General features: G+C 74.3%; 21 protein-coding genes. 11 read left to right on the top strand and 10 right to left on the bottom strand.

The features are described 5' to 3' along the window. Positions 1 to 428: 428 nt before the first annotated feature. The 3 genes from KME75_RS22245 to KME75_RS22255 all read right to left on the bottom strand — a co-directional run bounded on the left by KME75_RS22245 (position 429) and on the right by KME75_RS22255 (position 3,796). Complete coding sequence (locus tag KME75_RS22245; RefSeq protein ID WP_219416810.1) at positions 429 to 797, bottom strand: putative collagen-binding domain-containing protein; 369 nt, start codon at positions 795 to 797, stop codon at positions 429 to 431. Further along, positions 785 to 1,930, bottom strand: a complete 1,146-nt coding sequence (locus KME75_RS22250; protein ID WP_219416811.1) for a glycoside hydrolase family 140 protein — start codon at positions 1,928 to 1,930, stop codon at positions 785 to 787. Before KME75_RS22250 ends, KME75_RS22245 begins: the two co-directional genes overlap by 13 nt. Positions 1,931 to 2,137: 207 nt before the next feature. Further along, on the bottom strand, positions 2,138 to 3,796 hold the full coding sequence (locus KME75_RS22255; protein ID WP_219416812.1) for a beta-N-acetylhexosaminidase: 1,659 nt from the start codon (positions 3,794 to 3,796) through the stop codon (positions 2,138 to 2,140). A 156-nt stretch (positions 3,797 to 3,952) separates the two neighbouring features. Between KME75_RS22255 and KME75_RS22260 the strand changes: the two genes are divergently transcribed. Then, on the top strand, positions 3,953 to 4,783 hold the full coding sequence (locus KME75_RS22260; protein ID WP_246632593.1) for a mechanosensitive ion channel family protein: 831 nt from the start codon (positions 3,953 to 3,955) through the stop codon (positions 4,781 to 4,783). Positions 4,784 to 4,843: 60 nt separating this feature from the next. Here KME75_RS22260 and KME75_RS22265 read toward each other — a convergent pair whose 3' ends face one another. The 4 genes from KME75_RS22265 to KME75_RS22280 form a co-directional block, all read right to left on the bottom strand. Further along, positions 4,844 to 5,254, bottom strand: a complete 411-nt coding sequence (locus KME75_RS22265; RefSeq protein WP_219416813.1) for a DUF6401 family natural product biosynthesis protein — start codon at positions 5,252 to 5,254, stop codon at positions 4,844 to 4,846. A gap of 101 nt (positions 5,255 to 5,355) precedes the next feature. Further along, the gene (locus tag KME75_RS22270; RefSeq protein WP_219416814.1) at positions 5,356 to 6,012 is read right to left on the bottom strand and encodes a LutC/YkgG family protein; all 657 of its coding nucleotides are present in this window, start codon (positions 6,010 to 6,012) and stop codon (positions 5,356 to 5,358) included. Then, positions 6,009 to 7,472 carry a LutB/LldF family L-lactate oxidation iron-sulfur protein gene (locus KME75_RS22275; protein WP_219416815.1) on the bottom strand — a complete coding sequence of 488 codons (1,464 nt, stop codon included), beginning with the start codon at positions 7,470 to 7,472 and terminating at the stop codon, positions 6,009 to 6,011. Before KME75_RS22275 ends, KME75_RS22270 begins: the two co-directional genes overlap by 4 nt. A gap of 100 nt (positions 7,473 to 7,572) precedes the next feature. Further along, complete coding sequence (locus KME75_RS22280) at positions 7,573 to 8,301, bottom strand: (Fe-S)-binding protein (protein WP_219416816.1); 729 nt, start codon at positions 8,299 to 8,301, stop codon at positions 7,573 to 7,575. A 69-nt stretch (positions 8,302 to 8,370) separates the two neighbouring features. Here KME75_RS22280 and KME75_RS22285 point away from each other — a divergent pair, with 69 nt between their 5' ends. Beyond that, on the top strand, positions 8,371 to 9,072 hold the full coding sequence (locus KME75_RS22285) for a FadR/GntR family transcriptional regulator (RefSeq protein WP_219416817.1): 702 nt from the start codon (positions 8,371 to 8,373) through the stop codon (positions 9,070 to 9,072). A gap of 7 nt (positions 9,073 to 9,079) precedes the next feature. On the opposite strand, the gene KME75_RS22290 is transcribed toward KME75_RS22285, so the two are convergent. The 3 genes from KME75_RS22290 to KME75_RS22300 form a co-directional block, all read right to left on the bottom strand. Beyond that, positions 9,080 to 10,078, bottom strand: coding sequence for a LacI family DNA-binding transcriptional regulator (locus KME75_RS22290; protein ID WP_219416826.1), 999 nt, complete (start codon positions 10,076 to 10,078; stop codon positions 9,080 to 9,082). 352 nt (positions 10,079 to 10,430) lie between these two features. Then, positions 10,431 to 13,721 (bottom strand): hypothetical protein, encoded by a 3,291-nt coding sequence (locus KME75_RS22295; protein ID WP_219416818.1) that lies wholly within the window; start codon positions 13,719 to 13,721, stop codon positions 10,431 to 10,433. 514 nt (positions 13,722 to 14,235) lie between these two features. Further along, entirely contained in the window at positions 14,236 to 15,552 is a 1,317-nt protein-coding gene (locus tag KME75_RS22300; RefSeq protein ID WP_246632594.1) for an MFS transporter, read from the bottom strand. A 234-nt stretch (positions 15,553 to 15,786) separates the two neighbouring features. On the opposite strand from KME75_RS22300, the gene KME75_RS22305 reads away from it, so the two are divergent. The 9 genes from KME75_RS22305 to KME75_RS22345 all read left to right on the top strand — a co-directional run bounded on the left by KME75_RS22305 (position 15,787) and on the right by KME75_RS22345 (position 26,528). Beyond that, positions 15,787 to 16,152: an L-rhamnose mutarotase gene (locus KME75_RS22305; protein WP_219416819.1), complete on the top strand. Its 366-nt coding sequence runs from the start codon at positions 15,787 to 15,789 to the stop codon at positions 16,150 to 16,152. Beyond that, entirely contained in the window at positions 16,149 to 17,318 is a 1,170-nt protein-coding gene (gene rhaI, locus KME75_RS22310; protein ID WP_308282984.1) for an L-rhamnose isomerase, read from the top strand. Before KME75_RS22305 ends, rhaI begins: the two co-directional genes overlap by 4 nt. Positions 17,319 to 17,430: 112 nt before the next feature. Next, positions 17,431 to 19,467 carry a bifunctional aldolase/short-chain dehydrogenase gene (locus KME75_RS22315; protein ID WP_219416820.1) on the top strand — a complete coding sequence of 679 codons (2,037 nt, stop codon included), beginning with the start codon at positions 17,431 to 17,433 and terminating at the stop codon, positions 19,465 to 19,467. Between the two features lie 90 nt (positions 19,468 to 19,557). Continuing rightward, positions 19,558 to 21,012, top strand: coding sequence for an arabinose isomerase (locus KME75_RS22320; RefSeq protein WP_372452642.1), 1,455 nt, complete (start codon positions 19,558 to 19,560; stop codon positions 21,010 to 21,012). After that, complete coding sequence (locus KME75_RS22325; protein WP_219416821.1) at positions 21,009 to 22,448, top strand: rhamnulokinase; 1,440 nt, start codon at positions 21,009 to 21,011, stop codon at positions 22,446 to 22,448. The genes KME75_RS22320 and KME75_RS22325 overlap by 4 nt, the downstream gene beginning before the upstream one ends. Positions 22,449 to 22,469: 21 nt before the next feature. Then, entirely contained in the window at positions 22,470 to 22,961 is a 492-nt protein-coding gene (locus tag KME75_RS22330) for a GNAT family N-acetyltransferase (RefSeq protein ID WP_308282985.1), read from the top strand. Positions 22,962 to 23,045: 84 nt separating this feature from the next. Then, the gene (locus KME75_RS22335) at positions 23,046 to 24,227 is read left to right on the top strand and encodes an acyl-CoA dehydrogenase family protein (protein WP_219416822.1); all 1,182 of its coding nucleotides are present in this window, start codon (positions 23,046 to 23,048) and stop codon (positions 24,225 to 24,227) included. Further along, entirely contained in the window at positions 24,220 to 25,335 is a 1,116-nt protein-coding gene (locus tag KME75_RS22340; RefSeq protein WP_219416823.1) for an acyl-CoA dehydrogenase family protein, read from the top strand. Before KME75_RS22335 ends, KME75_RS22340 begins: the two co-directional genes overlap by 8 nt. Positions 25,336 to 25,391: 56 nt before the next feature. Beyond that, positions 25,392 to 26,528 (top strand): ABC transporter ATP-binding protein, encoded by a 1,137-nt coding sequence (locus KME75_RS22345; RefSeq protein ID WP_219416824.1) that lies wholly within the window; start codon positions 25,392 to 25,394, stop codon positions 26,526 to 26,528. Positions 26,529 to 26,617: the final 89 nt, after the last annotated feature.

Here is a 26,617-nt window from a genome sequence, read left to right on the forward strand (position 1 = left end):
GCTCCGCCACGGACGGCGGCAGCGAGTCCGACATCCGTCCATGATCGCGCCACCACGCCGACGATCAAGCCGCCACGCCGGGCCCGATCACGTCACCAACAGCTCCGGACGTACTGAATAGCTACCCCGGCGGGACACTTTCCCGGAATTCGCGGAAATGTCACGAGCGGTGCCCGGACCGTGACGATGCGTTGCCCGTACGCTGGAGGGCGTGCGATTGACCAGCAGCGCCCGCAAGCACGGCGTCGCACCCGACGACATCCGGCGGGTGCTCCGCGAGCCGGTCCGCAGCATCACCCAGGGTGACGTCGTGCTGCACATCGGACTCACCCGGAAGCGTGACCTGCTGGAGGTCGTGGTCGCACCGGGTGAGCCCGTCACGGTGGTGCACGCCATGCGACTGCGGCCCCGAACTACCGGTACCTGCGTCAGTCGCCCGACAGCGGGGCCGAGCCGGGGGCCTCGAAGCCCCGGGAGGCGTCGTCGGCGACGAGCACCCAGTCGTCCTGCGACGGGGGTGTGAACGAGGTGCCGGTGGCGGGCACCGTGCCGGCGTCGGTGGCCTCACCCGTGCGCGGGTCGAACCACCAGGTGCGGGCCTCGTCGCCGGCGAGCACCGACAGGTCGGCCTCGAACGGCGCCCCGTCCGGCGAGTAGACCATCAGGTAGGAGCCGTCCTCGGCGCGCGTGGCCTGCAGCCGCGACGGGCCCTCGCCGATGTCGGAGGTGACGACCTCGTCGTCGGGCACGCCGGTCCACCACGGCCGCGACTCCATCAGCGCCTTCAGGTGCTGCATCTGCCAGGCTCCTCGTCGTCAAGCGCCGACATCCAGTCCATCCGGGCGTCGAGCACGGCGGGCCGGTCGTCGGAGGTGAACTGCCAGACGCTGTGATGGCCGTAGGTGTGGCCGAGCGCGCCGGCGAACACCGACCAGTAGGCGTCGCGGCGCACGTCCTGCGCGGTGGAGTAGCCGTCCTCGGGCTCCCAGCAGTAGGGGTGCTCCTCGTAGATGGGCTCGCCGTCGAGGAACGGCTTGACCGGGTCCTCCCCGTAGGTGTCGTCGACGATCTCCTGCCGCACGTCGTAGCGCAGGCAGTGCCCGCCCTGGACCATGTTGAAGTCCAGCCACTCGTCGTCGTGGAACCACTCGGCGGAGCTGCGGTCGCCGATCGGGTGGTAGGTCATCAGCGTGGTCGAGTAGTCCTCGCTCCCGGTGGCCCCGGTCGCGACGCCCTTGGCGAGCTCCCGCCAGACGTCCTCGACGCCGTCGGCGGACTCGTCGCCGCCCATCACCCAGATCACGTCCTCGCCGTAGCGGGCGCCGAGGAACTCCCCGTAGGCGGCGGCGTTGTCCTCGGTGAGCAGGTCGCCGACCTGCGCGTCGCCCCACGCGGGGAACAGCGCGACCCGCAGGCCGCGGGCGGCGGCCTCGGCGATGATGTGGTCGAGGTGGTCCCAGTAGTCGTACTGGGCGTCGTCGCCGGGGTCGGAGCCCTCGGTGACGACGAGGTTGCCGAGCTCTCCGTCGTAGGGGTCGTCGCCGTACCGGTTGGGCCCGGGACCGCCGGCGTGCGGGAAGATCGCCACGGTCTGGATGACGTTGTAGCCCTGCTCGACCCGCTTGTCGAGGTAGGTGGCGACCTCCTCGCGGTCGAGGTTGACCGGCATGCTCCATGCGGTGTCGCCGAGCCAGAAAAAGGGCTCACCTGCGGCGCCCACGAGGCGGCGGCCGTCCTCGGAGACCGACAGCCCCAGCCCCTCGGCCACGGAGCCGTCGCCGGACGGCGGGGTGACGGGGCGCGCCGTGCCCGGCTCGGGGGTGGTGGAGCAGGCGGTGACGACACCGACGGCGGTGACGCGCGCGATCGCGCTCCACAACAGCCCGCGGACCCCGCGGTGTCGCCCCAACCGGTCGGATCGCTTCCGCATTGCTCCCCTCTCGTCGACGTACCGGTCCGACGGTAGGAGCGGGTGGCTGTGACGACGCTGAGCGAAGATCGCGGAGCGAGCCGTCAACGCGGAGCGGGCGGGCGGGCGGGCGACGGATTGCAGCAAAGCCACTTTCACGCAACCCCGTTGCAGCAAAGTGGCTTTGCTGCAAGGGGGCGGGCCCGCCACGGGCGCCGGTCGGGCCGGCTACGGCTCCCGCCACCCGCCCATCCCGGCCCAGCCGCCCTCGGCCCACTCCTCGGCGAGGTCGCGGGGGCGGCCGGGGACGCCGGGGCGGCGCTGCCAGGGCTGCGGCCCGGTCTCGGGCCGGTACTCGACGCCCGCCGCGTCGAGGCGGGGCAGGTGGTGGGTGGTGAGCCGGCGGCGGAAGTCGGCGAGGTCGCGCTGTGCCTCGTCGCTCCACACGGCCTCGGCGAACGCGGCGAGCCGCGGGAACGCGGCGTAGTCGACGCGCCGGCCGGAGTCGAGGTGCTCGGTCCACAGGGCGGCCTGCGCGCCCAGGAGCCTGCCAGGGGCGGAGGCGTCCAGCGCGGTGCGCACCGGGGGCGGGCTGACGTCGAAGCCGTACACGTCGTCGACGGTGCGCACGAACCCGACGGGCACCGGCTCGTCGGGCCCGTCGGCCGCCCGGTGGTCGAGGTAGACGAACTGCTCGGGAGCCATGACGACGTCCCAGCCGCCCGCGATGGCCTGCGCGCCCTGGGCGACGCCGCGCCAGGACATGACGACGGCGGCCGCGGGCAGATCGGGGCCCAATGCCTCGTCCCAGACGGCGGCTCGCCGCCCGCGGGCGGACAGGTGCGCGGCCAGCCGGGCGACGAACCAGCTGTGCAGGCCGTCGACGGAGGACAGGCCCAGCTCCGCGGCGTGGGCGACGAGCTCGCCGTCGTCGCGCCACGCGGTGGTGGGGACCTCGTCGCCGCCGAGGTGGATCACGGGGGCGTCGAACACCTCCAGCACCTCGTCGAGGACGTCGGTGAAGAACTCCACCGTCGCCCCGGTCGGGCGCACCACCCCGTCGGTGATGCCCCACGCGGTGCCGACGGCGCCCGCTGTACCGGGCATGCCGAGCTCGGGGTAGGCGGCGATAGCGGCCTGGGAGTGTCCGGGGAGGTCGATCTCCGGCACCACGGTGACGCCGCGCGCCGCCGCGTACGCGACGATCTCGCGCAGGTCGTCCTGCGTGTAGTAGCCGCCGTGCGGGGTCGCGTCAGCCGGGGTGTCGCGCAGCGCGCCCCGCTGGGACCCGGTCCGCCAGGCCCCGACCTCGGTGAGCCGGGGCCGGGAGCGGATCTCGACCCGCCAGCCCTGGTCGTCGGTCAGGTGCAGCTGCAGCACGTTGAGCTTGTGCGCCGCGGCCAGGTCGACCATCCGCAGCACGCCGTCCTTCGGCAGGAAGTGCCGCGCGACGTCGAGCAGCACGCCGCGCCAGCCGCACCGCGGGGCGTCGGAGATCGTCACGCACGGGACCCGGACGGGACCGGTGCCGGCGCGGCGGAACGCAGCCGGGCCGAGCAGCTGGCGCAGCGTCTGCGCCGCGGCATGCGCGCCTGCCGCGTCGGGTGCCCGGACGTCGACGCGCCCGTCGCCGACGTCGAGCGCGTACCCGCCGGCGGGCAGGTCGGCGTCGAGGGCGAACGCCACGGCGCCGGACGTGTCCGGGCCTCGCTCGTCCCACGCCACGCCGAAGGCGTCCTCGCAGGTCCGGCGCCACCAGCGGGCGGCGGCGCGCAGGTCGGGATGGGCGACGACGACGGCGCCGTCGGGCAGGTCGACGTGCCCGGCGCGCGGCTGCACCGCGCGGGGCCGGGGCACCAGCCCATGGGCCGGGTGATCACTGCTCATAAGCGTCAGGCTGCCAGCACGGCGGCCCTGCCGGTCCACCGGTCGTCCCCCGGACGGGGCACTGCGTGATCACTTCGCCGATCCCCCGGGTACCCGCGCGCTGACCCCGTCGACGACGAAGCCGCCGGCGGGGCGCAACCGGGAAAGGTGAGGGAGATGCTCGACAGCCTCATGGCGGCGTTGCGCGACGGGATGAGCGTCGTCGCGACGTTCGTGCCGAAGTTGCTGTTGTTCCTGGTCATCCTGCTGATCGGCTGGCTGATCGCGAAGGCGCTGCGGAAGGTGACGAACGCGGTGCTGGAGCGCGTCGGGTTCGACCGCGCCGTGGAGCGCGGCGGGATCGGCCAGGCGCTGGCGCGGTCGAAGTACGACGCCAGCGACCTGATCGCGATGCTCGTGTACTACGCAGTGCTGCTGCTCACCCTGCAGCTGGCGTTCGGCGCCTTCGGCGACAACCCGATCAGCGCCCTGCTCGCCGGGATCGTCGCGTTCCTGCCCAAGCTGGCGGTCGCGATCGTCATCGTGGTGGTCGCCTCGGCCATCGCCTCCGCCGTGAAGGATCTGATCTCCGGCGCGCTCGGGGGGCTGTCCTACGGACGGATGGTGGCCACCGTCGCCTCGGTGTTCATCATCGGGCTGGGCGTGATCGCCGCGCTGTCCCAGATCGGCGTCGCGATCGCGGTGACGCTCCCCGTGCTGGTCACGGTGCTGGCGACGATCGGCGGGATCCTCGTCGTCGGGGTCGGCGGCGGTCTGATCCGCCCGATGCAGCAGCGGTGGGAGCGCTGGCTGTCCCGCGCGGAGGAGGAGGCGCCGCAGGCCAAGGCGCACGCCGAGGCCTACCAGCGCGGCCACGAGGACGCCGGCAGGCACGCCACGGCGGCCACCGGGACGACCACGGGTACCGCGACGGGCGCTGCCGCACCGGCGGAGCAGGTCGGTGCCGGCACGCCGACGCAGCGCGCGCAGGAGCCGCCGCGGTCGTAGCCGCACGCACGCGGGCCGGTGCCGCCCCTCGACGGGGCCGGCGCCGGCCCCCGTCGTGCGTCAGGCGACCCCGTCGAGCTCGGGGAACGTGGAGAACAGAGTGCCGGCGGCGAGCGCACAGACCGCGAGCAGCCGCAGCACCAGCCAGTCGGCGTCCTCCCAGCGGGTCCCGACGCGCTCGCCCATCGCACGGGTGTCGGTGCCCGCGCGGGCAAGCAGGCCGCGGGCGTAGCCGGCGAGCAGCACCGCCGACCCGGCGCGCCCGGACCCGTCCACGCCCCAGCGCAGGATGTCGCGCACGGCGGCCGCGTGCTGGTCGACCGCCGCCGACAGACCCGGCAGGGTCGCCGCCGCGGCCAGCCCCGGCGCGCCGAGCTCGTCGTGCAGCCGCGCGAGGCAGCGGTCCGAGCGCCACTGCACCAACGCGTCGATCGGGGACGGGGAGCGCGCCGGATCGGGGCAGGTCGACATGGCGGTCCTTCCGGGGGACGGGGAGCGCCCCGACCGTAGCCAGCGCACCCCCGTCCGCGGCACCCCTTCGGGTGACAAGGGAGCGACGTCACGACGGCCGGTCAGGCCACCAGCACCACGACCAGCGTGCGCGGCCCGTGCACGCCCTCCACGCGCTGCAGCTCGATGTCGCTCGTGGCCGACGGCCCGCTGACGAACGTGGTGGGCCGGGTCGGCTCCAGCCGCGCGAGCAGCTCCGGGACCGTCTGGACGACCTGCTCGGCCCGGACGACGCACACGTGCACGTCCGGCACGAGCGTGATCGCGCGCCGACCCTGGTCGGGGGAGCCGTCGAGGGCGATCGTGCCGGTCTCGGCGCACGCGCCCGCGCAGGCGGTGACGACGGCCGCGTACCCGTCGAGCTCGTCCGCGGACAGCTGCCCGTCGTCGGCGGTCCCGTCCGGCACCCAGCCGTCGGGCAGGCCCGGCGGGACGACCACCGGCCCGTCCACCTCGGCCAGCGCGCCGCGGATCGCCTCGGCGACGCCGTCCGGGGCCGTGTCGTCGGCCCGGGCGTCGAGCACGGTGGCCTGGTAGTCGACGAGCCGGTCGCGCAGCAGGTCGAGCAGCGGCCCGCGCTCCAGCGTGCCCGCGGTGCGGTAGTCGCGCGGGACCGCGGGCGGCGGGGGAGACCCGGCCGCCGCGTTGGCGGCCCGGATCCTGCCGAGCACGTCCTCGCGAGCACGCTGGGCCGACGATCCGCTCGCACGCTCGCTCACCGATCTCCCCCTCGTTCCCGGGCCCACCACTCGCGGAACGTCTCCTTCGGCGGCTGCGGCGCGTCCCGGCTCGCCGTCCAGGCCGACATCGGCGGCGGCAGCGTCGAGATCCGGCCCGCCCGGCCGAGCAGCCGCCCGGCCCGCGACGCCTTCTCCGCCGCGGCGAACCGGGACGGGGAGGACATCACCCAGGACGCGGCCGCCATCGCCACGGCCTCGGCGGTGGGCACCCGGCGGGCCCGCTGCGCGTCGACGTGCTGCGCCCGCAGCCGCACGAGCAGGGACGGGATGTCGATGCGCACGGGGCACGCGTCGAAGCACGCCCCGCACAGGCTGGAGGCGTAGGGCAGCGAGGCGTTGTCCTCCACGCCGGTGAGCTGCGGGGACAGCACCGCGCCGATCGGGCCGGGGTAGACCGAGCCGTACGCGTGCCCACCGGTGCGCTCGTAGACCGGGCAGACGTTCATGCACGCCGAGCACTTGATGCAGTGCAGCGCCGTGCGGCCCTCGGCGTCGCCGAGGGTGGCGGTGCGCCCGTTGTCCAGCAGCACCAGGTGGAACGTCTGTGGGCCGTCGCCGGGCGTCACCCCGGTCCAGGCCGACGTGTAGGGGTTCATCCGCTCACCGGTGGACGATCGCGGCAGCAGCTGCAGGAACACCTCGAGGTCCTGCCACGTCGGCACGACCTTCTCGATGCCCATCACGGTGATCAGGGTCTCCGGGAGGGTCAGGCACATCCGGCCGTTGCCCTCGGACTCCACGACGAGCAGCGTGCCGGTGTCGGCCACCCCGAAGTTCGCGCCGGAGATCGCGACCTTGGCCCGCAGGAACCGCTCGCGCAGGTGGGCGCGGGCGGCCATCGCGAGCCGCCGCGGCTCCGCGGTGAGCTCCGGGTCCACCCCGGGCATCTCGCGCAGGAAGATCTCCCGGATCTCCGCGCGGTTGCGGTGGATGGCCGGCACCAGGATGTGCGAGGGCAGGTCGCCGCCGAGCTGCACGATCAGCTCGGCGAGGTCGGTCTCGTGCGCCATGACGCCCGCGGCCTCCAGCGCCTCGTTGAGCCCGATCTCCTGCGTGGCCATCGACTTGACCTTGACGACCTCGGTCTCGCCGGTCTCCCGCACCAGTCGGGTGACGATCGCGTTGGCCTCGTACGCGTCGCGGGCCCAGTGCACGGTGCCGCCGCGGGCGGTGACCTCCCGCTCCAGGCGTTCCAGGTGTTCGTCCAGGCGCGCCATCGTGGCGGCCTTGAGGGCCTCGCCCGCGCGGCGCAGCTCCTCCCAGTCGTCGAGCTCGCCGACGACCCGGGCGCGCTTGTCGCGGATCGTGCGCGTGGCGTGGCCGAGGTTGCGGCGCAGCTGCGAGTCGGCCAGCGCCGGGCGGGCGGCGTCGGGGAAGGACTGCTCACCGCGCAGGTGCCCGACACCGCGCGGGGCCGGGACGCCGAGGAAGGTGCTCACAGCTGGTCTCCCGTGCGTTGTGCCGGCCGCCCTCGTTGCAGCAAAGCCACTTTCATGCCACGGGGTTGCGTGAAAGTGGCTTTGCTGCAATCCGGGCGGGTCATTCCGTGCCTGCCAGGATCTCCGCGAGGTGGACGGTGCGGGTGCCGGTCCGCAGGCGGGACAGGCCGCCGCCGATGTGCATCAGGCAGGACGCGTCGCCCGCCGTCGCGACCTCTGCGCCGGTGGCCAGCACGTTCTTCATCTTGTCGGCCAGCATCGCGGTGGAGGTGTCGGCATTCTTCAGCGCGAACGTGCCGCCGAAGCCGCAGCACTGCTCGGCCTCCGGCAGCTCGAGCAGCGTCATGCCGCGGACGTGGCGCAGCAGCCGCAGCGGCTTGTCGTCCACGCGCAGCATCCGCAGCGAGTGGCAGGTGGGGTGGTAGGTGACGCGGTGCGGGTAGTAGGCGCCGACATCCTCCACACCGAGCACGCCCACCAGCAGCTCCGACAGCTCGAAGGTGCGCTCAGCCACCGCCGTCGCGCGGCCGGCCAGCGCCTCGTCGCCCGCCTTGGATGCGATCATGGCGTGCTGGTGGCGGACCGAGCCCACGCACGAGCCGGACGGCGCGACGACGACGTCGTAGGGCTCGAACGTCTCGACGTGATGACGCACCAGCGGCACCGCCTCGCGCTGGTAGCCGGTGTTCACGTGCATCTGCCCGCAGCACGTCTGCCCGGCGGGGAACACGACCTCGTGGCCCAGCCTCTCCAGCAGCGCGACCGTGGCCTGGCCGACCTGGGGGTACAGCGCGTCCCCCAGGCAGGTCACGAACAGCGCGATCCGCATGTCGCCTCCTGTGGTCAGGCCACAGCATAGGCCCCTGTGGTCCGACCACTCCCGATTAGGCTGCGCTTCGTGCGCACCCACGAGCTCGTCCTCGCCCGGATCGAGGGTGACGTCGCCGCGGGACGGCTCCGGCTGGGGGAGCGGCTGCCCGGCGAGCGGGTGCTCGCCGAGCAGCTCGGGGTCTCACGCCCGTCGGTGCGCGAGGCGATCCGGGTGCTGGAGGCGCTCGGCGTCATCCGCACCGCCACCGGCTCCGGGCCCGAGGCGGGCGCGGTGCTCATCGCCGACCCGGCCGCCGGGCTCGGTGCGGCGCTGCGGCTGCACGTGGCCACCACCGGCGTACCGGTGCGCGACGTCGTGCAGCTGCGGCTGCTCGTGGAGAGCTGGGGGGTACGCGAGGCGGCGGTGCGCACGGGCGCGCGGGCCGACGGGGAGGTGCTGAGGCGGACGGCGGCGCTGCTCGACGCGATGGACGACCCCGGCCTCGCCCCCGACCGGTTCCTCGACCTCGACGGCGACTTCCACGCGGCCCTCGTCGGGCTCGCCGGGAACGTGCTCGTCACCGCGGTGATGACCAGCCTGCGCGGGGCCGTGCGCGACTACATCGGCGCCGGTGCGCGGCGGCTCACCGACTGGCCGGGGGTCGCGCGGCGGCTGCGCGCCGAGCACCGCCGCATCCACGCCGCGGTGTGCGAGGGGCGGGCCGACGACGCCGAGCGCGAGGTCCGCGCCCACATCGAGGGCTACTACCGCGACTCCGGGGTGGAGTGAACGCGGCTCACGTGGGGCGCAGCCGGGTGGAGGCCCGGACCACGAGCTCCGGGGCGAACACGAGCTGCTGGTGCTCGTGGCGGTCGCCGTCGCGCGACTCGGCGAGGAGCAGCTCCGCCGCCGTGCGCCCGAGCAGCTGGCGGGGCTGGCTCACCGAGGTGAGTGGCACCGCGGCCGCCTCCGCGAAGTCGATGTCGTCGTAGCCGACGATCGCGAGGTCGTCGGGCACCCGCAGGCCGAGGCGGACCATCTGCTGCAGCAGCCCGAGCGCGAGCAGGTCGTTGGCGCAGAACGCCGCGGTGGGGCGGCGCGCGGCGGGGAGGCCGGCGAGCCGTTCGCCGGCGCGGCGGCCCTCGGCGACGTTCAGCGCCGCGGTCTCCAGGATCGTCAGCTCGCCCTCGCCCGCCCGCTCGACCGCCAGCTCGGCGCCGCTGATGCGGTCGGCGACCTGTCCGATCGCCCGTGGGCCGCCGACGAACGCGATGCGCCGGTGCCCGGTCTCGAGCAGGTGCGTGACGGCGAGGTCGCCGCCGAGCACGTCGTTGACGGCGACGGAGCAGCGCCCGGGCCCGGCCCCGCGGTCGACGACCACGACGGGCGTGCCGCGCGCGGCGAGCGCGGTGATCCGCGGGTCGGAGGCGTCGACGGGCGTGATCAGCACGCCCTCCACCCGCTGCTGCTCGAGCAGGTCCAGGTAGAAGCCCTCGCGGGCGGTGTCCTCGCCGCTGTTGCACAGGTACACCGCGAGGCCGGCGTCGTCGGCGGCGTCCTGCACACCGCGCGCGACGTCGGTGAAGAACGGGTTGGACGTGTCGAGCACGACGTAGGCGAGCGTGCGGCTGCCGCCGCCACGCAGCTGGCGGGCCGACTCGTTGCGCACGAAGCCCAGCTCGTCGATGGCGGCCTGGACACGCAGCCGGGTGCGCTCGCTGACCATCTGCGGCCGGTTGATCACGTTGGAGACGGTGCCGAGCGAGACGCCGGCGTGCAGCGCCACGTCCTTCATGCTCGGGGCGCCGCGCGAGCTCGTCCCCGCTGTCACGCGCGTCGCCTCCCCGTGCCACCTGGCCTGCGGCGACCCGGACGTGCCGCGGTAGCGCAGTCTAATCGCCCCCAGTTCCTGCCCGGGGCGGCACGCAACCCCGCGCCCCCTCCGCCACGCCGATCACCGGCCCCCGCCGACCCGGCGAGTCGGGCTGTGAGGGTGTGCGAGTCGGGCTGTGAGGGCGTGTGAGTCGGGCCGTGCGCGCGTGGAGCAGCGGCGTGAGCGCCGTCCGATCCCTCACCCGTTCGCATCGAGACCCCGACTCGCGCACCCGTGGGCCCCGACTCGCGCACCCGTGGGCCCCGACTCGCGCTCACGGGGACCCCGACTCGCGCGTGGCGTGGCGGCGGAGCACGACCGGGCCGAGGAGGCCCGCGCGGACCTGCCCGGCGTAGACGCCCGTGGTGGGGGAGGCGTCGTCGAGGTAGCCGGCCAGGGTGCCGCGGACCACGACCTCGATCTCGTTGTCGCCGGGCCGCAGCTGCTCGGTGATCTCCGCGCGCCACGGGCCCCACACGAGCTGCGCGGCGAGCACCCCGTTCACCCGCACGTCGGCGGTGCCGCGCACCTCGCCGAGGTCGAGCACCGTGCGGTGCCCGTCGACGGCGGGCACGCTCACCGTCGTCCGGTAGGTCACCTGCCCGCCCAGCGCCCGCAGCCCCAGCTCCTCCCACGGGACGAGCGGCACCTCGGCCTCGGTGACCTCCAGCTCCACCGGGCCGTCGAGCAGTGCGCCGCCGCGACGGCCGTCGGTCGCGGCGACCCGCAGCAGCGCGGTCGTGCCCGCAGGGGCGGGCGCGGGCAGCCGGACCACCCCGTCGGCGGGCTTCAGCTCCTGCCCGTCGATCAGTGCGACCACGTCCAACGGCGTCGGCACCCGCAGCGCCACCGTGCCCGGCGGCACGAGCAGCCGCAGCCACTCCGTGCGTTCCCCGCCGGGATCGACGTCGGGCACCACCGGCAGCACGACGCCATTCGCGGCCGCCGCCGGGTCGAGCCACGCGGCGCCCGGGAGCGGGTGCGGTCGCGCGTACAGGCAGACGAACCGCGGGTCGCGCGCGTGCCATCGGCGCAGCACCAGCGGCACCTCGGCGCCGTCGCGGCGCGCGGTCCACCCGGCGCCGCTAACCACACCGAGCCCGCCGCGCTCCAGGGCGGGCGAGTCCAGGGTGGCGGCGGTCGGGTCGAGGCCCTGGTTGGTGACGCGCAGCGTGATCGCGTTCTCCCCGGTCCGCAGGTGCGGGCCGAGGTCGTAGGTGTGCACCCGGATCTCGCGGTGGTCGGGGTAGGGGTTGAAGTCGCCTTGCCTGCCGACCTCCACCCCGTTCACGAGCAGGCTGCACGCCCCATCGGACGCGACGTGCACCCGTGGGTCGGCCGGGAGCGCGGTCAGTGGGACGTCGAGGGTGAGGTCGGCCGACTCGCCCACCACCACGGGCCCGTCGGGGAGCATCCACTCCGGTCGCCGGTAGGCCTCGCGGTCGGCGACCACCGCGAAGGACGCCCGCAGCGGTCCGTCCCGATCGGCGGTCAGCTCGATCTCCACCGCGACCGCCCGGCCCGCGAGCGCGTCGGGGAGCGCGGTGAACGACTGGTGGCCGTCCCCCTCGACGGGCAGCTCGGCGCCGTCCACCCACACCCGCCGCGCCGCGCCCGCCCCGACCGCCAGCTGCTGTCCGGACGTGTCGGGCAGGGTCAGGTGCGTGCGCACCGCCACCCGCTCGCCCGCGCGGACGTGCCGCCGGTCCAGGAACTCCTCCGGGACGTAGCCCTTCGGGCCGAGTGTCTCGGCGTGCGCGGGGTCGTCGCGGATGCCGCGGGCGAGCGACCACTCCGAGGGCTCCCACTCCGGGTCCCCGTCGCTCCACGGGCCCCGTACCAGCGCGAACGGCCCGAACCCCGCGGTGACCGGGCTCCACTCCGACGTCCCGGGGTCGCCGGTCGTGTGCTCGAGCCGCCACGCCTCGATCGGGAGGACGCCCGGGCGGGCGGCCGCGGCGAGGTCGCCCCACCGGTTGTCCAGCGTGGACTCCGGCAGCGCGCGCCACGGCCCGACCGGTACGTCGGTGACCACCGGACCGAGCGGCTCCGCCGTCGCGTCCGGCAGCGCCTCGGCGAGCACGACGAGTGCGACCGCGCCGTCGTCGAAGGGCACGGTGAACGACCAGGAGCCGTCGCCCTCGGCGGTGACGGCGAGCTCGGTACGACGTCCGGTACCCGGCGACCAGCTCTGCGCCCGGGGGGCGGCGAGGCCCTCGACCCGGACCCGGGCCGTCCGGTCCCCGACGGGGCGGAACCGGTAGCCGGTGGCGCGCATCTCGTCGTTGTAGCCCTGCCACGTGAACCCGCTGTCGACCCAGGAGCCCTCCAGGTCCAGCATCGGAGCGGCCGTGCCGGTGCGCTCGTCGTGCGCGGTCAGCGCCAGCACGTGGGCCGCATGTTCGGCACTGCCGTGGCGGCGCAGCACGAACGGAGCGTCGGCGTGCACGCGCACCGGGCCGCGCCGAACGGCGGCGGGGACGTCGGCGGCCGGCAGCACCGCGATCGTCCCGTCGGCGACCGCGGCGGCGAAGGCCCGCGCGACCTCCTCGCCGGCCCCGCCGAGGAACAGCTCCGGTGCCCGGTCGGCGCACAGCACGCGGCCGCCCGCGGCCGCGAACCCCAGCAGCAGGTGGGCCGCGTCGACGTGCAGCGCGGACGTCGCGGGCAGCACCACCGTGCGGTAGGTCTCCGCGCCGACCCGCAGCCCGTCACCCGTCACCTCGCCGCGGGCGAGCGTGGCCTCGTCGAGGGCGTCGTGGTCGACCCCGGCCCGCTCGAGGCCGCCGCGGCGCTCCGCGAGCCACGAGCTCACGCCGTTCAGCTCGCGGAACACCCGGTTGACGCGCTCCGCGTCCGGCAGCGCGCCCGCGAGCGTGACGTGCGCCTGCGCGGTGGTGGTGGGGGACAGCAGCAGCACGTCGGCGACGTGCTCGCCCGCCGTCAGCACCGCGCAGAGCCGGGCCACCGCCGTGGCGAACACGGGGTAGGACGGCCAGTAGGGCTGGCGCCAGCACGTCGACGGCGGCGCCCACTCCCACCAGCCCCCCACCGTGGAGTAGTAGACGGCGTGCGGGTCGTAGAGCGTGGCGCCGCGGCGCAGGAACGCCGAGAGCCAGTCGTAGGTCTCCTCGAGCGTGCCGCCCCAGCCGGAGGAGTGGAACGCCTCGATCCACGTCCGCTCGTGGCCGTTGGCGTGGGCGAGCGAGCTGTGGACCTTCGCATCGCCCCAGTGGTCGCTGCCCGGGGCACCGTAGCCGCGGTGCAGCCCGAGGTAGTCGCCGTACGTGTGCACGCCGCCGACCGGGTCGCCCTCCCGGGCGGGGGAGGCCTGGTCGAAGCCGCACACGAGCCCGCGCTCGGCGAACCAGGCGTCGTGCTGGTCGAAGAAGCCGCGGCGGGCGAGCGTGGCGCGGTGCTCGTGGTAGTCGCGGCGCACCCGCGCGGCCTCCGCGGAGCCGTCCGGCTCCCACAGCGCCCACAGCTGCGACAGCAGGTCGTAGCCGTACCGCTGCCGCTGGTGCCCGAGTGCACGAGGGTGACGTGGGCCGATTCGCCCGTCCACCGCGCCGTCGCGTCCGAGAGCGGGACGGCCACCCGCTCGCCGGAACGGAGAACGGCGTACGCCGCGAGCGGCGTGTGCCCGGCGGGCGCGGTGAGCGTGACGTCGGTGCCCTCGCCCTGCGTCCGGTACAGGGCCTGCCCGGCGAACTCCGGGTGCGCCGCGATGAGCCGCCCCTGCAGGTTCGCGCCGGAGAAGCCGATCTGGTCGTACATCCAGATCGAGAAGCCGAGCTCCTCGGCGTCGGCGCACGCGGCGTCGAACAGCTCCAGCCACTCCGGCGACAGGAACGGCGGGTCGTCGGGCATCGAGCCGAACATCGGTCCGGTCGGCGCCAGGCACAGCACCACGGCCTGCCGCACGCCGCCCGCGATCAGCTGCTCCATCTGCCGGCGCAGCCGCTCCCGGGTGACGCGGGCCCCGCTCCACCACCAGATCGGCAGCGGACCGTACTGCGGGCCGGGATCGGTGAAGCGGTCGAGCAGCTCGCCGACCCCGGCCGGCAGGACGTCCTCGCTCACGGGCGCGCTCCTGCCGCGGCGAGCGCTCCCGCCCGCTCGCTCTCGATCTGCTCCAGCGACTTGCCCACGGTGTCGGGCATGAAGAAGAAGCCGACGAGCCCGCTCACGGCGAGGAACGCGGTGAGCAGCAGCGCGACCGGCCCGATCTCGACCGCGCCGAGCACCGGCACGAAGAAGCTCCACACGCCGAGCAGCGTGCGGGCCACGCCGAACGTGAAGCCCTGCGCGGTGCCGCGCAGCATGGTCGGGAACAGCTCCTGGCTGAACACCTTGTACGTCGGCTCCCCGGCCATCGCCCCGCCGACGCTGAACAGTACGATGTTCGCGATCACCACCGGGACGGTGAACGGCAGCACGAGGTAGATGCCGAACGCGGCGATCTGCAGCAGCGCGCCGACGCCCCACATGGTCCTGCGCGTGCGGTAGCTGCGGTCGTTCAACCGCATGAACAGGAACACGGTGGCGACGATGCCGATGGCGAACCCGGCACAGGACAGCGCGACGCCCGCGGCCTGCGTGCCCGCCCCGAGCGTCTCGATGACGTACGGGGTGAAGATCCCCGCGGTGCCGGCCGCCAGCCCCCAGAACGTGTAGATCGTGCCGGTCCACACCAGTGCCCGCAGGTTGTGCCCGCGGAACAGCTCCCGCACCTGCTCACCCGCCGAGCGGGCCCGGTTCGCGGCCGCGGTCCAGCGCGCCGACTCCACCATGCCGCGCCGCAGCGCCCAGGTGACGAGTGCGACCACGAACAGGTGCAGGAACACGATCCGTGTGCCGAGCAGCCCGATCGGGCTCAGCACCAGGGCCAGCACCAGGACGACGACCGGGCCGAGGTTCCACGCCACCTGGGTCAGCCCGAGGAGCCGTCCGCGGCCCTTGGCGGGGGCGAACTCCCCGACCAGCGCCAGCGACGTGGGCACGTCCGCGCCGACCGCGACGCCGACGACGAACGTGCCGGCGAAGAGCATCGCGGGGTTCACCGCGAGGGCGATGAGCAGGATGCCGAGGGCGTAGACCAGCAGGTCCCACTTGTAGATGCGCTTGCGGCCGAGCTTGTCGCCGAGGCGGCCGCCGATGAACGCGCCGATCGCGCACCCGATCGCGTTCGGCCCGATCGCCGCGAGCGCGCCGACCCCGAGGTTGGACAGGCCCAGCTCGCTCTGGAACAGCGTGAGGCCGGCGCCGAGGGCCACGATCGACCCGGCGTCGAGGTAGGAGGCCATCGCGGCCAGGACGGACCACTTCCACTGCTGCTTGCTGATCGTCGTGTCGTCCCCGTCGGGCGCGACCCCGACCGCGTCCGGTGTGGCCATGGAACTCTCCTCGTCGTCGTCGACGTCCTCGGCAGTGCGCCGGTCTTGAAACGTAACAAGTACGAGAGGGTAGTCACGGTCGAAACTGTGAACAAGACCCTTCCAGCTGAGATATTTCTCGTTGCCCGCGGCGACGTGGGGTTCGGGTGTCAGTTGACGGTCGACGGGCGAACGCTTAGGGTGCTTGAAAGGTTTCATTTCTCGTCGTCGCCGTCTGCCGTATGGGGGACTACGTTGCGCTACTGCTTCCTCCTCCAGGTCCGGCCCGACCGGCTCGACGAGTACCGGGAGCGCCACCGCGCCGTCTGGCCGGACATGCTGGCGGCCCTGCGCGACACGGGCTGGCGCAACTACTCGCTGCACCTGCGCGCCGACGGGCTGCTCGTCGGGTACGTCGAGTGCGACGACCTGGACGCCGCGCAGCGGGCCATGGCCGCCACCGAGGTGAACGCGCGGTGGCAGGCCGAGATGGCCCCGTTCTTCGCCGGCCTCAAGGGCCGGCGCCCGGACGAGGGGTTCCTCGTCCTCGACGAGGTCTTCCACCTGGAGGACCAGCTCGTCAGCAGTGACACCGGTACGACGAAGGAGAACCGACCGTGAGCGACGCGGTGCGCAGTGCCCTGCGCGAGCAGCGCATCGAGACCCCCTCGTGGGCCTATGCGAACTCGGGCACTCGATTCAAGGTGTTCGCGCAGGCCGGGGTGCCGCGCACGCCGGAGGAGAAGATCGCCGACGCCGGCGTCGTGCACCGGCTCACCGGGGTGGCGCCCACGGTGGCGCTGCACATCCCGTGGGACCGGGTGGACGACTACGCGGCGCTGGCCAAGTACGCCGCCGACCACGGCGTGGACATCGGGGCGATCAACGCCAACGTCTTCCAGGACGACGACTACAAGCTCGGGTCCGTCACCAACCCGGACCCGGCGGTGCGCCGCAAGGCCACCGACCACCTGCTCGAGTGCGTCGACGTCATGGACGCCACCGGGTCGCGCGACCTGAAGCTGTGGTTCTCCGACGGCACGAACTACCCCGGCCAGGACTCGATCCGGGCGCGCCAGGGCCGGCTCGCCGAGGCCCTGCGCGAGGTCTACGACCGGCTCGGCCGCAACAATCCGGACCAGCGGATGCTGCTGGAGTACAAGCTGTTCGAGCCGGCCTTCTACACCACCGACGTGCCCGACTGGGGCACGTCGTTCGCGCACTGCATCGAGCTGGGCCCCAAGGCCACGGTGTGCATCGACACCGGGCACCACGCGCCCGGCACGAACATCGAGTTCATCGTTGCGTTCCTGCTGCGCGCCGGGAAGCTCGGCGCGTTCGACTTCAACTCGCGCTTCTACGCCGACGACGACCTCATGGTCGGCGCGGCCGACCCGTTCCAGCTGTTCCGGATCATGCACGAGATCGTCGCCGCGGACGCGTTGCGGCCCGAGGCGGGGATCGCGTTCATGCTCGACCAGTGTCACAACATCGAGGCGAAGATCCCGGCGATCATCCGGTCGGTCATGAACGTGCAGGAGGCCACCGCGAAGGCACTGCTGGTCGACGCCGACGCGCTCGCGGCCGCCCAGCGGTCCGGTGACGTGCTCGGCGCCAACGCCGTGCTGATGGACGCCTACTCCACCGACGCTCGCCCGCTCCTGCGGGAGCTGCGCGAGGAGCTGGGTCTGGATCCCGACCCGGTGGCGGCCTACCACCGGTCGGGCTACCAGCAGCAGATCGAGACCGAGCGCGTCGGCGGGCAGCAGGCCGGCTGGGGCGCGTAACCGCCCCCGAACCCCGCCATCCCGGTTGCAGCAAAGCCACTTTCACGCAACCGGATTGCAGGAAAGTGGCTTTGCTGCAATCCCCGGAACCACCCCCACCCCGGAAGGGACCATGACTCATCCCGCTGTCACCGAGCTGCTCGCCCGGAGCAACCGGCTCGGCGCCGACCCGACCACCACGAACTACGCGGGGGGCAACACCTCCGCGAAGGGCACCGACACCGACCCGGCCACTGGCGCGCAGGTCCCGCTGCTGTGGGTGAAGGGCTCCGGCGGCGACCTCGGCACGCTCAAGGAGCCGGGCCTGGCGGTGCTGCGGCTGGACCGGATGCGCTCGCTGGTGGACGTCTACCCGGGCGTCGAGCGCGAGGACGAGATGGTCGCCGCGTTCGACTTCTGCCTGCACGGCCGCGGCGGGGCGGCACCGTCGATCGACACGGCGATGCACGGGCTGGTGGAGGCCGACCACGTCGACCACCTGCACCCCGACGCCGGCATCGCGATCGCCACGGCCGCCGACGGCGAGGCGCTCACCAAGGAGATCTTCGGCGACCGGGTGCTGTGGGTGCCGTGGCGGCGCCCCGGCTTCCAGCTGGGCCTCGACATCGCCGCGGTGAAGGACGCCAACCCGCAGGCGATCGGGGTGATCCTCGGCGGCCACGGCATCACCGCGTGGGGCGCCACCAGCGATGAGTGCGAGCGCAACTCGCTGGAGATCATCCGGCTGGCCCAGGCCTACATCGACTCCCGGGGTGCGGCGGAGCCGTTCGGCCCGCTGCGCCCCGGCTTCGAACCGCTCCCGGCCGAGGAGCGCCGGGGACGCGCGGCCGTGCTGGCCCCGGTGATCCGCGGGTTGGCGTCCACCGACCGGTGCCAGGTCGGGCACTTCACCGACTCGGACGTGGTGCTGGACTTCCTGTCCCGGGAGAAGCTCGCCCCGCTCGCCGCGCTGGGCACCTCCTGCCCCGACCACTTCCTGCGCACCAAGGTCGCGCCGCTGGTGGTCGACCTGCCGGCGAACGCTCCGGTCGAGGACGTCGTCGCGCGGCTGAAGGAGCTGCACGCGACCTACCGTGAGGACTACCGCGCCTACTACGAGCGGCACGCCACGCCCGACAGCCCGCCGATGCGCGGGGCGGACCCGGCGATCGTGCTCGTCCCGGGTGTGGGCATGTTCAGCTTCGGCGCCAACAAGCAGACCGCGCGTGTGGCGGGGGAGTTCTACGTCAACGCGATCAACGTGATGCGCGGTGCCGAGGCCGTGTCGAGCTACGCGCCGATCCCGGAGTCGGAGAAGTTCCGCATCGAGTACTGGGCCCTCGAGGAGGCCAAGCTCCAGCGGATGCCGAAGCCCAAGGCGCTCGCCACCCGGGTCGCGTTCGTCACCGGCGGCGGGTCCGGCATCGGCAAGGCCATCGCGGCCCGGCTGGCCGCCGAGGGTGCCTGCGTCGTCGTCGCCGACCGGGACGCCGACGCGGCCGCGGCCGTGGCGGCGGAGCTGGGCACGGCCGACGTTGCCGTGCCGGTGACCGTCGACGTCACCGACGCCGACGCGGTGGCCGCGGCCGTCGACGCGGCGGCGCTCGCGTTCGGCGGGGTCGACCTGGTGGTCAACAACGCCGGCCTGTCGATCTCCAAGCCGCTGCTGGAGACCACCGAGGCCGACTGGGACATCCAGCACGACGTGATGGCCAAGGGCTCGTTCCTCGTCGCCCGGGCCGCGGCGAAGGCGATGATCGCCCAGGGCATGGGTGGCGACATCGTCTACATCGCGAGCAAGAACGGCGTGTTCGCCGGTCCGAACAATGTGGCGTACGGCGCGGCGAAGGCCGACCAGGCCCACCAGGTGCGGCTGCTCGCCGCGGAGCTGGGCGAGCACGGCATCAAGGTCAACGGCGTGAACCCGGACGGCGTGGTGCGGGGCTCGGGGATCTTCGCGGGCGGGTGGGGCGCCCAGCGCGCCGCCGTCTACGGGGTGCCGGAGGAGGAGCTGGGCAAGTTCTACGCCCAGCGCACCCTCCTCAAGCGCGAGGTGCTGCCCGAGCACGTCGCCGCGGCGGTGTTCGCGCTGACCGGCGGCGACCTGACCCACACCACCGGCCTGCACGTCCCGGTGGACGCCGGCGTGGCCGCGGCCTTCCTGCGCTAGCCCAGCCCCGCCCGAAAACCGCAGCAAGGTGGCTTTACTGCCGTCTTGCTGCAGTAAAGCCACCTTGCTGCAACTCCGATCGGAGGACACGTGACCCTCGTGGACGACGAGAAGGCAACGGCGCTCCTGCCGCGGGTCACCCCGCGACGGACGACGGTGGGGCTCGTGGCCGGCGGGCTGGGGGCCTACTGGCCGCAGTTCCCCGACCTGCTCCCGCAGCTGCAGCGCTCGGCGGCGCGGATGGGCGAGCGGTTGCGGCGGATCGGGGACATCGACGTGGTGGACGTCGGGTTCATCTCCGACGCCCCCGAGGGCGCGGTCGCCGCGGAGAAGCTGCGGGTGGCGGGCTGCGACCTGATCGTCGGCTTCCTCACGACGTACATGACGGCGTCGATGCTGGTGCCGGTGGCGCAGCGCAGTGGGGCCCCGGTGCTGCTGATCAACCTGCAGCCCACCGAGAAGATGGACCACGACACGTTCGACACCGGCGCGTGGCTGGCCTACTGCGGGGCCTGCCCGCTGCCGGAGATGGCCAACGCGTTCGAGCGCGCCGGTGTGGAGTTCCGGTCGGTGTCCGGGTACCTCGAGGACGAGCGGGCGTGGGCGCGGATCGCCCGCTGGGTGAAGGCCGCCGGGGTGCGCGGCACGCTGCGGCACGGCCGCCACGGCCTGATGGGCCACCTCTACCCGGGCATGCTCGACGTCTCCACCGACCTGACGAGCGTGACGGCCCAGCTGGGCGGGCACGTCGAGGTGCTGGAGTTCGACGACCTGCGGGTGCGGGTCGAGGACGTCACCGACGCGCAGGTCGCCGAACGGGTCGACCTCGCGACGGAGGTGTTCGAGCCAGACACGACCGTGAACCCCGACGACCTCGCCTGGGGCGCGCGGGTGTCGGTCGGGCTGGACCGGCTCGTCGACGACTTCGCGCTCGACTCGCTCGCGTACTACCACCGCGGGCTCAACGGCGAGCAGCACGAGAAGCTCGGCGCCGGCATGATCCTCGGCGCCTCGCTGCTCACCGCCCGCGGCGTGCCGGCGGCGGGCGAGTACGAGCTGCGCAACTCCATCGCCATGCTGGTCATGGACCGGCTCGGCGCGGGCGGGTCGTTCACCGAGCTGCAGGCGCTCAACTTCGTCGACGACGTGGTCGAGATGGGCCACGACGGCCCGGCGCACCTGGCGATCAGCTCGCGGAAGCCGCTGCTGCGCGGCCTGGGCGTCTACCACGGCAAGCGCGGCTGGGGCGTGTCCGTGGAGTTCGACGTGACACCCGGACCGGTCACCACGTTCGGGATCGGGCAGCGCCGCGACGGCCGCTACGTCATGGTCGCCGCCGAAGGCACCGTCGTGCCCGGTCCGCTGCTGCGGATCGGCAACACCACCTCGCGCGTGGACTTCGGCTGCGACCCGGGCGAGTGGACCGACGCCTGGAGCGCCTCCGGCGTCGACCACCACTGGGCGCTGGGCACCGGGCACCGGGCCGGCGAGCTGCGCGCCGTGGCCGAGCTGCTGGACCTGGAGTTCGTCGAGGTGCGGGTATGACGGACGTCCGGGTCGCGGCCGTCGACCTCGGGGCGTCGAGCGGCCGGGTGATGCTGGCCGACGTCGGCCCCGACCGGCTCGACCTCACCGAGGTCGCGCGGTTCCCCAACGGTCCGGTGCGGCTGGGCGACACCCTGTACTGGGACGTCCTCGCGCTGTACCGCGCGATCCTGGGCGGGCTGCGCGCCGCGGGGCAGGTCGACGCGGTCGGGATCGACTCGTGGGCGGTCGACCACGGCCTGCTCGACGCCACCGGCGCCCTGCTGGGCAACCCGGTGCACTACCGCGACGCCCGCACCGACGGGGTGGCCGACCGGCTGCACACCACGATCCCGGCCGCGGAGCTGTACGCCACCACGGGCGTGCAGGTGCTGCCGTTCAACACGATCTACCAGCTCGTGGCCGCGGCGGGCACTCCGCAGCTCGCGGCGGCCCGCGACCTGCTGCTGGTACCGGACCTGCTCGGCCACTGGCTCACCGGGGCCCGGCGCGCCGAGGTCACCAACGCGTCCACCACCGGGCTGCTCGACGTCGGCAAGCGCGACTGGGCGGCCGACGTGATGGCCCGCGCCGGGATTGACGAGCGCCTGTTCGCCCCGCTCGTCGAGCCGGGGGAGCGGATCGCCGAGCTGGCGCCGCACGTGCTCGCCGAGACCGGGCTGACCGGCCCGGTCCCGCTGGTCGCGGTGGGCTCGCACGACACCGCGTCCGCCGTGGTGGGGGTCCCGGCCGCCGACGAGCCGTTCGCCTACATCTCCTGCGGCACGTGGTCGCTGGTCGGGGTCGAGCTGGACGCCCCGGTGCTCACCGAGGCCGGCCGGGCGGCGAACTTCTCCAACGAGCTGGGCGTCGACGGGACGGTCCGCTACCTGCGCAACGTCATGGGGCTGTGGCTGCTGCAGGAGTGCCTGCGGGAGTGGGGCGACCCCGACCTGAGCGGCCTGCTGGAGCAGGCGGTGCGGGAACCGGCGCTCGCCGCGGTCGTCGACGCCTCCGACCCGGAGTTCCTGGCCCCCGGCGGGATGTCCGGCCGAATCTCCGCGGCCTGCGAGCGCCTCGGCCAGGCCGCCCCGGCGAGCCGCCCCGCCATGGTCCGCTGCATCCTCGACAGCCTCGCGCTGGCCCACCGGCGCACCGTGCGGGAGGCGCAGGAGCTGTCGGGGCGCGAGGTCGACGTGGTGCACGTCGTCGGTGGCGGGGCCCGCAACGCGCTGCTCTGCCGGCTCACGGCCGACGCGTGCGGGCTGCCCGTCGTCGCCGGGCCGGTGGAGGCCACCGCGCTGGGCAACGTGCTGGTGCAGGCGCGCGCGCTCGGCGCCGTCAGCGGGGACCTGTCCGCCCTGCGCCGGTTGCTGCGCGCGACCCAGGAGCTGGTGCGCTACGAGCCGGCCGGCGACTCGGCCGCCTGGAACGCGGCGGAAACACGCCTGCAATGAGACCTTCGTAGCCTCCCGGGCGTGCTGCCCCTGACCCGGCCGTCCATCGTGACCGTCCCGTTCGACCACCCCGACGCCGCCGTCCTGCGCGACGCCCAGCGGGCCGAGCTCGCCGCCCGCTACGGCACCCCGGACAGCGAGCCGGGCCCGGCCCCGACGGCGGCCGACAGCGCGGTCTTCCTGCTCGCGCGCGACGCCGACGGGCGCCCGATCGGCTGCGGCGGCCTGCGCGAGCTGGGTGGTGGGCTCGGCGAGGTCAAGCGGATGTACGTGGTGCCGGAACGACGCCGGGGCGGGGTGGCCGCCGCGCTGCTCGCGGCCCTCGAGGCGGAGGCGGCCGAGCGCGGCTGGACGCACCTGCGGCTGGAGACGGGCACCGCGCAGCCCGACGCAACGGCGTTCTACGAGCGGTGCGGCTATCGGCGCATCCCGCTCTACGGCCCGTACGTGGGCTCCGCGCTGTCGGTCTGCTACGAGCGCCGGTTGTGCGCAGCGCCCGACCGCTCGTCCTGATCGTTCGTTCAAGAAGTTGCGCCGGAACCGTTGACGTCCGGTCCCTGATCGGTGACGGTCGGAGCCGACCGTCACGGAGGTGTCATGGACGACAGCGCACGTGTCGAGAAGACCGCGCAGCAGGTGGTGGACGCGCACGACCCGCGCACCACGCCGGTGCGTGAGTTTCTCGGGGCATGCTTCGACGCAGGGCTTTCCTGGGTGCATTTCCCGGAGGGGCTGGGTGGGCTCGGCGTCTCCCGGGGCCTGCAGGCGAAGGCCGACGCGATCCTGCAGGGCGCGGGCGGGGTCAACCCGTTCTTCCTCAACCCGATCGGCCACGGCATGGCCGCGGCCACGGTGCTCGAGCACGGCTCGCCGGAGCTGGCCCGTGAGCTGCTGCGGCCGCTGGCCACCACCGAGCACATCTGGTGCCAGCTGTTCTCCGAGCCCGGCGCCGGGTCCGACCTGGCAGGGCTCGCCACGTCCGCCGTGCAGGACGGCGACGAGTGGGTCGTCAACGGCCAGAAGGTGTGGACGAGCCTCGCGCACCGGGCCCGCTACGGGTTGCTGCTGGCCCGCACCGACCCGGACCAGCCCAAGCACAAGGGGCTCACCTACTTCGTGCTCGACATGCAGGCGCCGGGCGTCGAGACCCGTCCGCTGCGGCAGATGACCGGGCAGGCCGAGTTCAACGAGGTCTACCTGAACGACGCGCGGATCCCCGACACGCACCGGCTCGGCGCGGTCGGCAACGGCTGGCGGGTCGCGATGACCACCCTGATGAACGAGCGCACCGCGATCGGCGGCTCGTCCTCGGTGCGCGGTGCGGGCGCGATCGCCGACGCGGTGGCGCTGTGGGCCCGCTACCCGGAGCGGCACACCCCGGCACTGCGGGACAGGCTGGCGACGCTGTGGACACGCGCGGAGGCGCAGCGGCTCACCGACGAGCGCGCGCGCCGCGCCGCCACCACCGGCTCCCCGGGGCCGGAGGGCTCGATCGCGAAGCTCGTGTCGGCGGAGCTGAACCAGCACGTCTACGAGTTCTGCATGGAGCTGCTCGGGCCGGAGGCCACGCTCTACGGCTCCTACGCCATGCGGGACCTGCAGCGCGACGAGGACTACCGCGGCCCCGTGCAGCAGCGCTTCCTGCGCGCGCGGGCCAACACGATCGAAGGGGGAACCTCCGAGGTGCTGCGCAACATCCTGGGCGAGCGGGTGCTCGGCCTGCCCGGCGACCTGCGCGCCGACGCCGGCAAGCCGTGGAAGGAGATCCCCCGTGGCTGAGTTCGTGTTCACACCTGAGCAGGAGGACCTGCGCCGCGGGGTGCGGCAGTTCTGCGCCGAGTTCGCCGACGAGGCGACGGTCCGGCGGCTCATGGACGGCGAGCCCGGCCACGACCCGGCCGTCTGGGCGCGCCTGGGCGGGGAGCTGGGCGTCCTCGGCCTCGCGGTGCCCGAGGCGCTGGGCGGCGCGGGCGGCGGGCTCGTCGACCAGGCCGTGGTTGCCGAGGAGTTCGGCGCTGCGCTGCTGCCCGGGCCGGTGTTCGGCACCGTCGGCCTCGTGGTGCCCGCCCTCGTGGAGCTGGGTGGGGACGAGCTGCTCGCCGACCTGCTCGAGGGCTCCCGCATGGCCGCGTTCGCCGTCCCCGACCGCAGCGGGCGGTACGACCCGGAGCTCGTCACCGTCTCGGCGTCGGACGGGGCGCTGAGCGGCGAGGTGCGCCAGGTGGTCGACGGCGCGGCCGACGTGCTGCTCGTGGCGGCCCGGGGCGCCGACGGCGTGGGGCTGTACGCCGTCGAGGGCGGTGAGCGCACGCCGCTGTCCACCCTGGACCGGACGCGGCGGCAGGCGACCGTCCGGTTCGACGCCACACCGGGCCGGCTGCTCGCCGCCGGGGCCGACGCCGAGCGGGCGATCACCGCGGCGCTGCGCGTGGGCGCGGCACTGCTGGCGGCGGAACAGGTCGGCGGGGCGCAGCGGTTGCTCGACACCACGGTCGCCTACGCGGGCACGCGCCTGCAGTTCGGCCGCCCGATCGGCTCGTTCCAGGCCGTCAAGCACCGGTGCGCGGACATGCTGGTGCTCGTCGAGCACGCCCGGTCCGCCGCGTACCACGCGGCGTGGACGCTGCAGGACGGCACGGACGATCCGGATCTCGCAGTCAGCGTCGCCCAGGCCACCTGCTCGGAGGCCTACCAGCGGGTGGCGTTCGACACCGTGCAGATGCACGGCGGCATCGGCTTCACCTGGGAGCACCCGACGCACCTGTACGTCAAGCGCGCGGTCACCGACGCCGCCCTGCTGGGCAGCGCGGCCGTACACCGCGAGCGGATCGCGGCGCTGGTGCTCGACGCGGCCGTGGACTCCGGGGTGCCGGTGGCGACGGGCTGAGCTTCTCCGGCAACGCGGATGACAGGGGGCGGAAGCAGGAGTTACCGTCCCCGGCCGTGGGCGCCGACGAGCGGTCGACCGGCCTCGAGGACGTCACCGTCACGTTCGGCGGCGGCCCTCCGGCGCTGTGTGGCGTGACGTTGCTGGCCGCGCCCGGCGAGGTGCTGGCGGTGGTCGGGCCGTCGGGCTCCGGCAAGACCACGGCGCTGCGGGCCGTCGCCGGGCTGGAGCCGGTGCGGGGCGGGCGGGTGCTCGTCGCGGGTCGCGACGTGACGCGCGTGCCGACCCCGCAGCGGGAGCTCGGGATGGTGTTCCGGGCCGCCACCCTGCTGCCGTTCCTGGACGTGGCCGCGAACCTGACGCGGGCAGCGTCCGCGCCGTCGCCGGGTCCGGGCGCAGGCCGCCGGGTGGCCGAGCGGAGCCGGCGGCTGGGCCTGGGCCGGCTCCTGCAGCGAATGCCGCGGACGCTCTCGGCGGGGGAGACCACCCTCGCCGGGATCGGCCGCGCGCTCGTCCGCGCCCCCGCGGCGTTCCTGTTCGACGACCCGCTCGCCCACCTCGACGCCGTGGAGCGGGTGCGGGCCCGCCGCACCATCGTCTCGGTGGTGCGGGAGGCGGGCGTCGGGGCGCTGTACGTCGCGGCCGACCCCGTCGAGGCGATGGCGGTGGCCGACCGGATCGCGGTGCTGCGCGACGGGCAGGTCGTGCAGGTCGACCGGCCGCGGCGGCTGTACGACCGGCCCGTCGACGCGTTCGTGGCGGGCTTCCTCGGCGGCCGGGAGCTCGGCCTGCTGCCCGCCCGATTGGTGGCGGCGGCGGGTGGGGCCGGGTTCCGCATCGGTGCCCGCACGCTGCCGCTGTGGGGCCCGGTGCCCGCCGCGCTCACCGGCCGGGTCGGGGACACCGTGCTGCTCGGCCTGCGCGCGGAGGACGTCGGGGAGGCCCGGCCCGGCGCCGACCCCGGCTCGGTGACGCTTCCGGTGTCGGTGCGCCGGGTGGAGCCGGCCGGCCACGACGCCGTGGTGACGGCGGAGGTGGACCTGCCCGGCGAGGCGGACGGCGCCCGGCTGTACGCGCGGGCCGACGCCGCCACCCGCCTGCGCGCCGGGGAGCGCGCCGAGCTGGTGGTGGACGCCCGGCGCGCCCACGTCTTCGACCCGGCGACGAGGCGGGCGCTGCACCACCCCGCGTGAACGCCGATCCCGTTGCGCGAACGGCCCTTTCGCGCAATAGGTTTGCGCGAAAGGGTCGTTCGCACGATGACCGGGTGGGTGCGTGGGTC

It is taken from the genome of Pseudonocardia nigra, from assembly GCF_019396355.1.
GTDB lineage: Bacteria > Actinomycetota > Actinomycetes > Mycobacteriales > Pseudonocardiaceae > Pseudonocardia > Pseudonocardia nigra.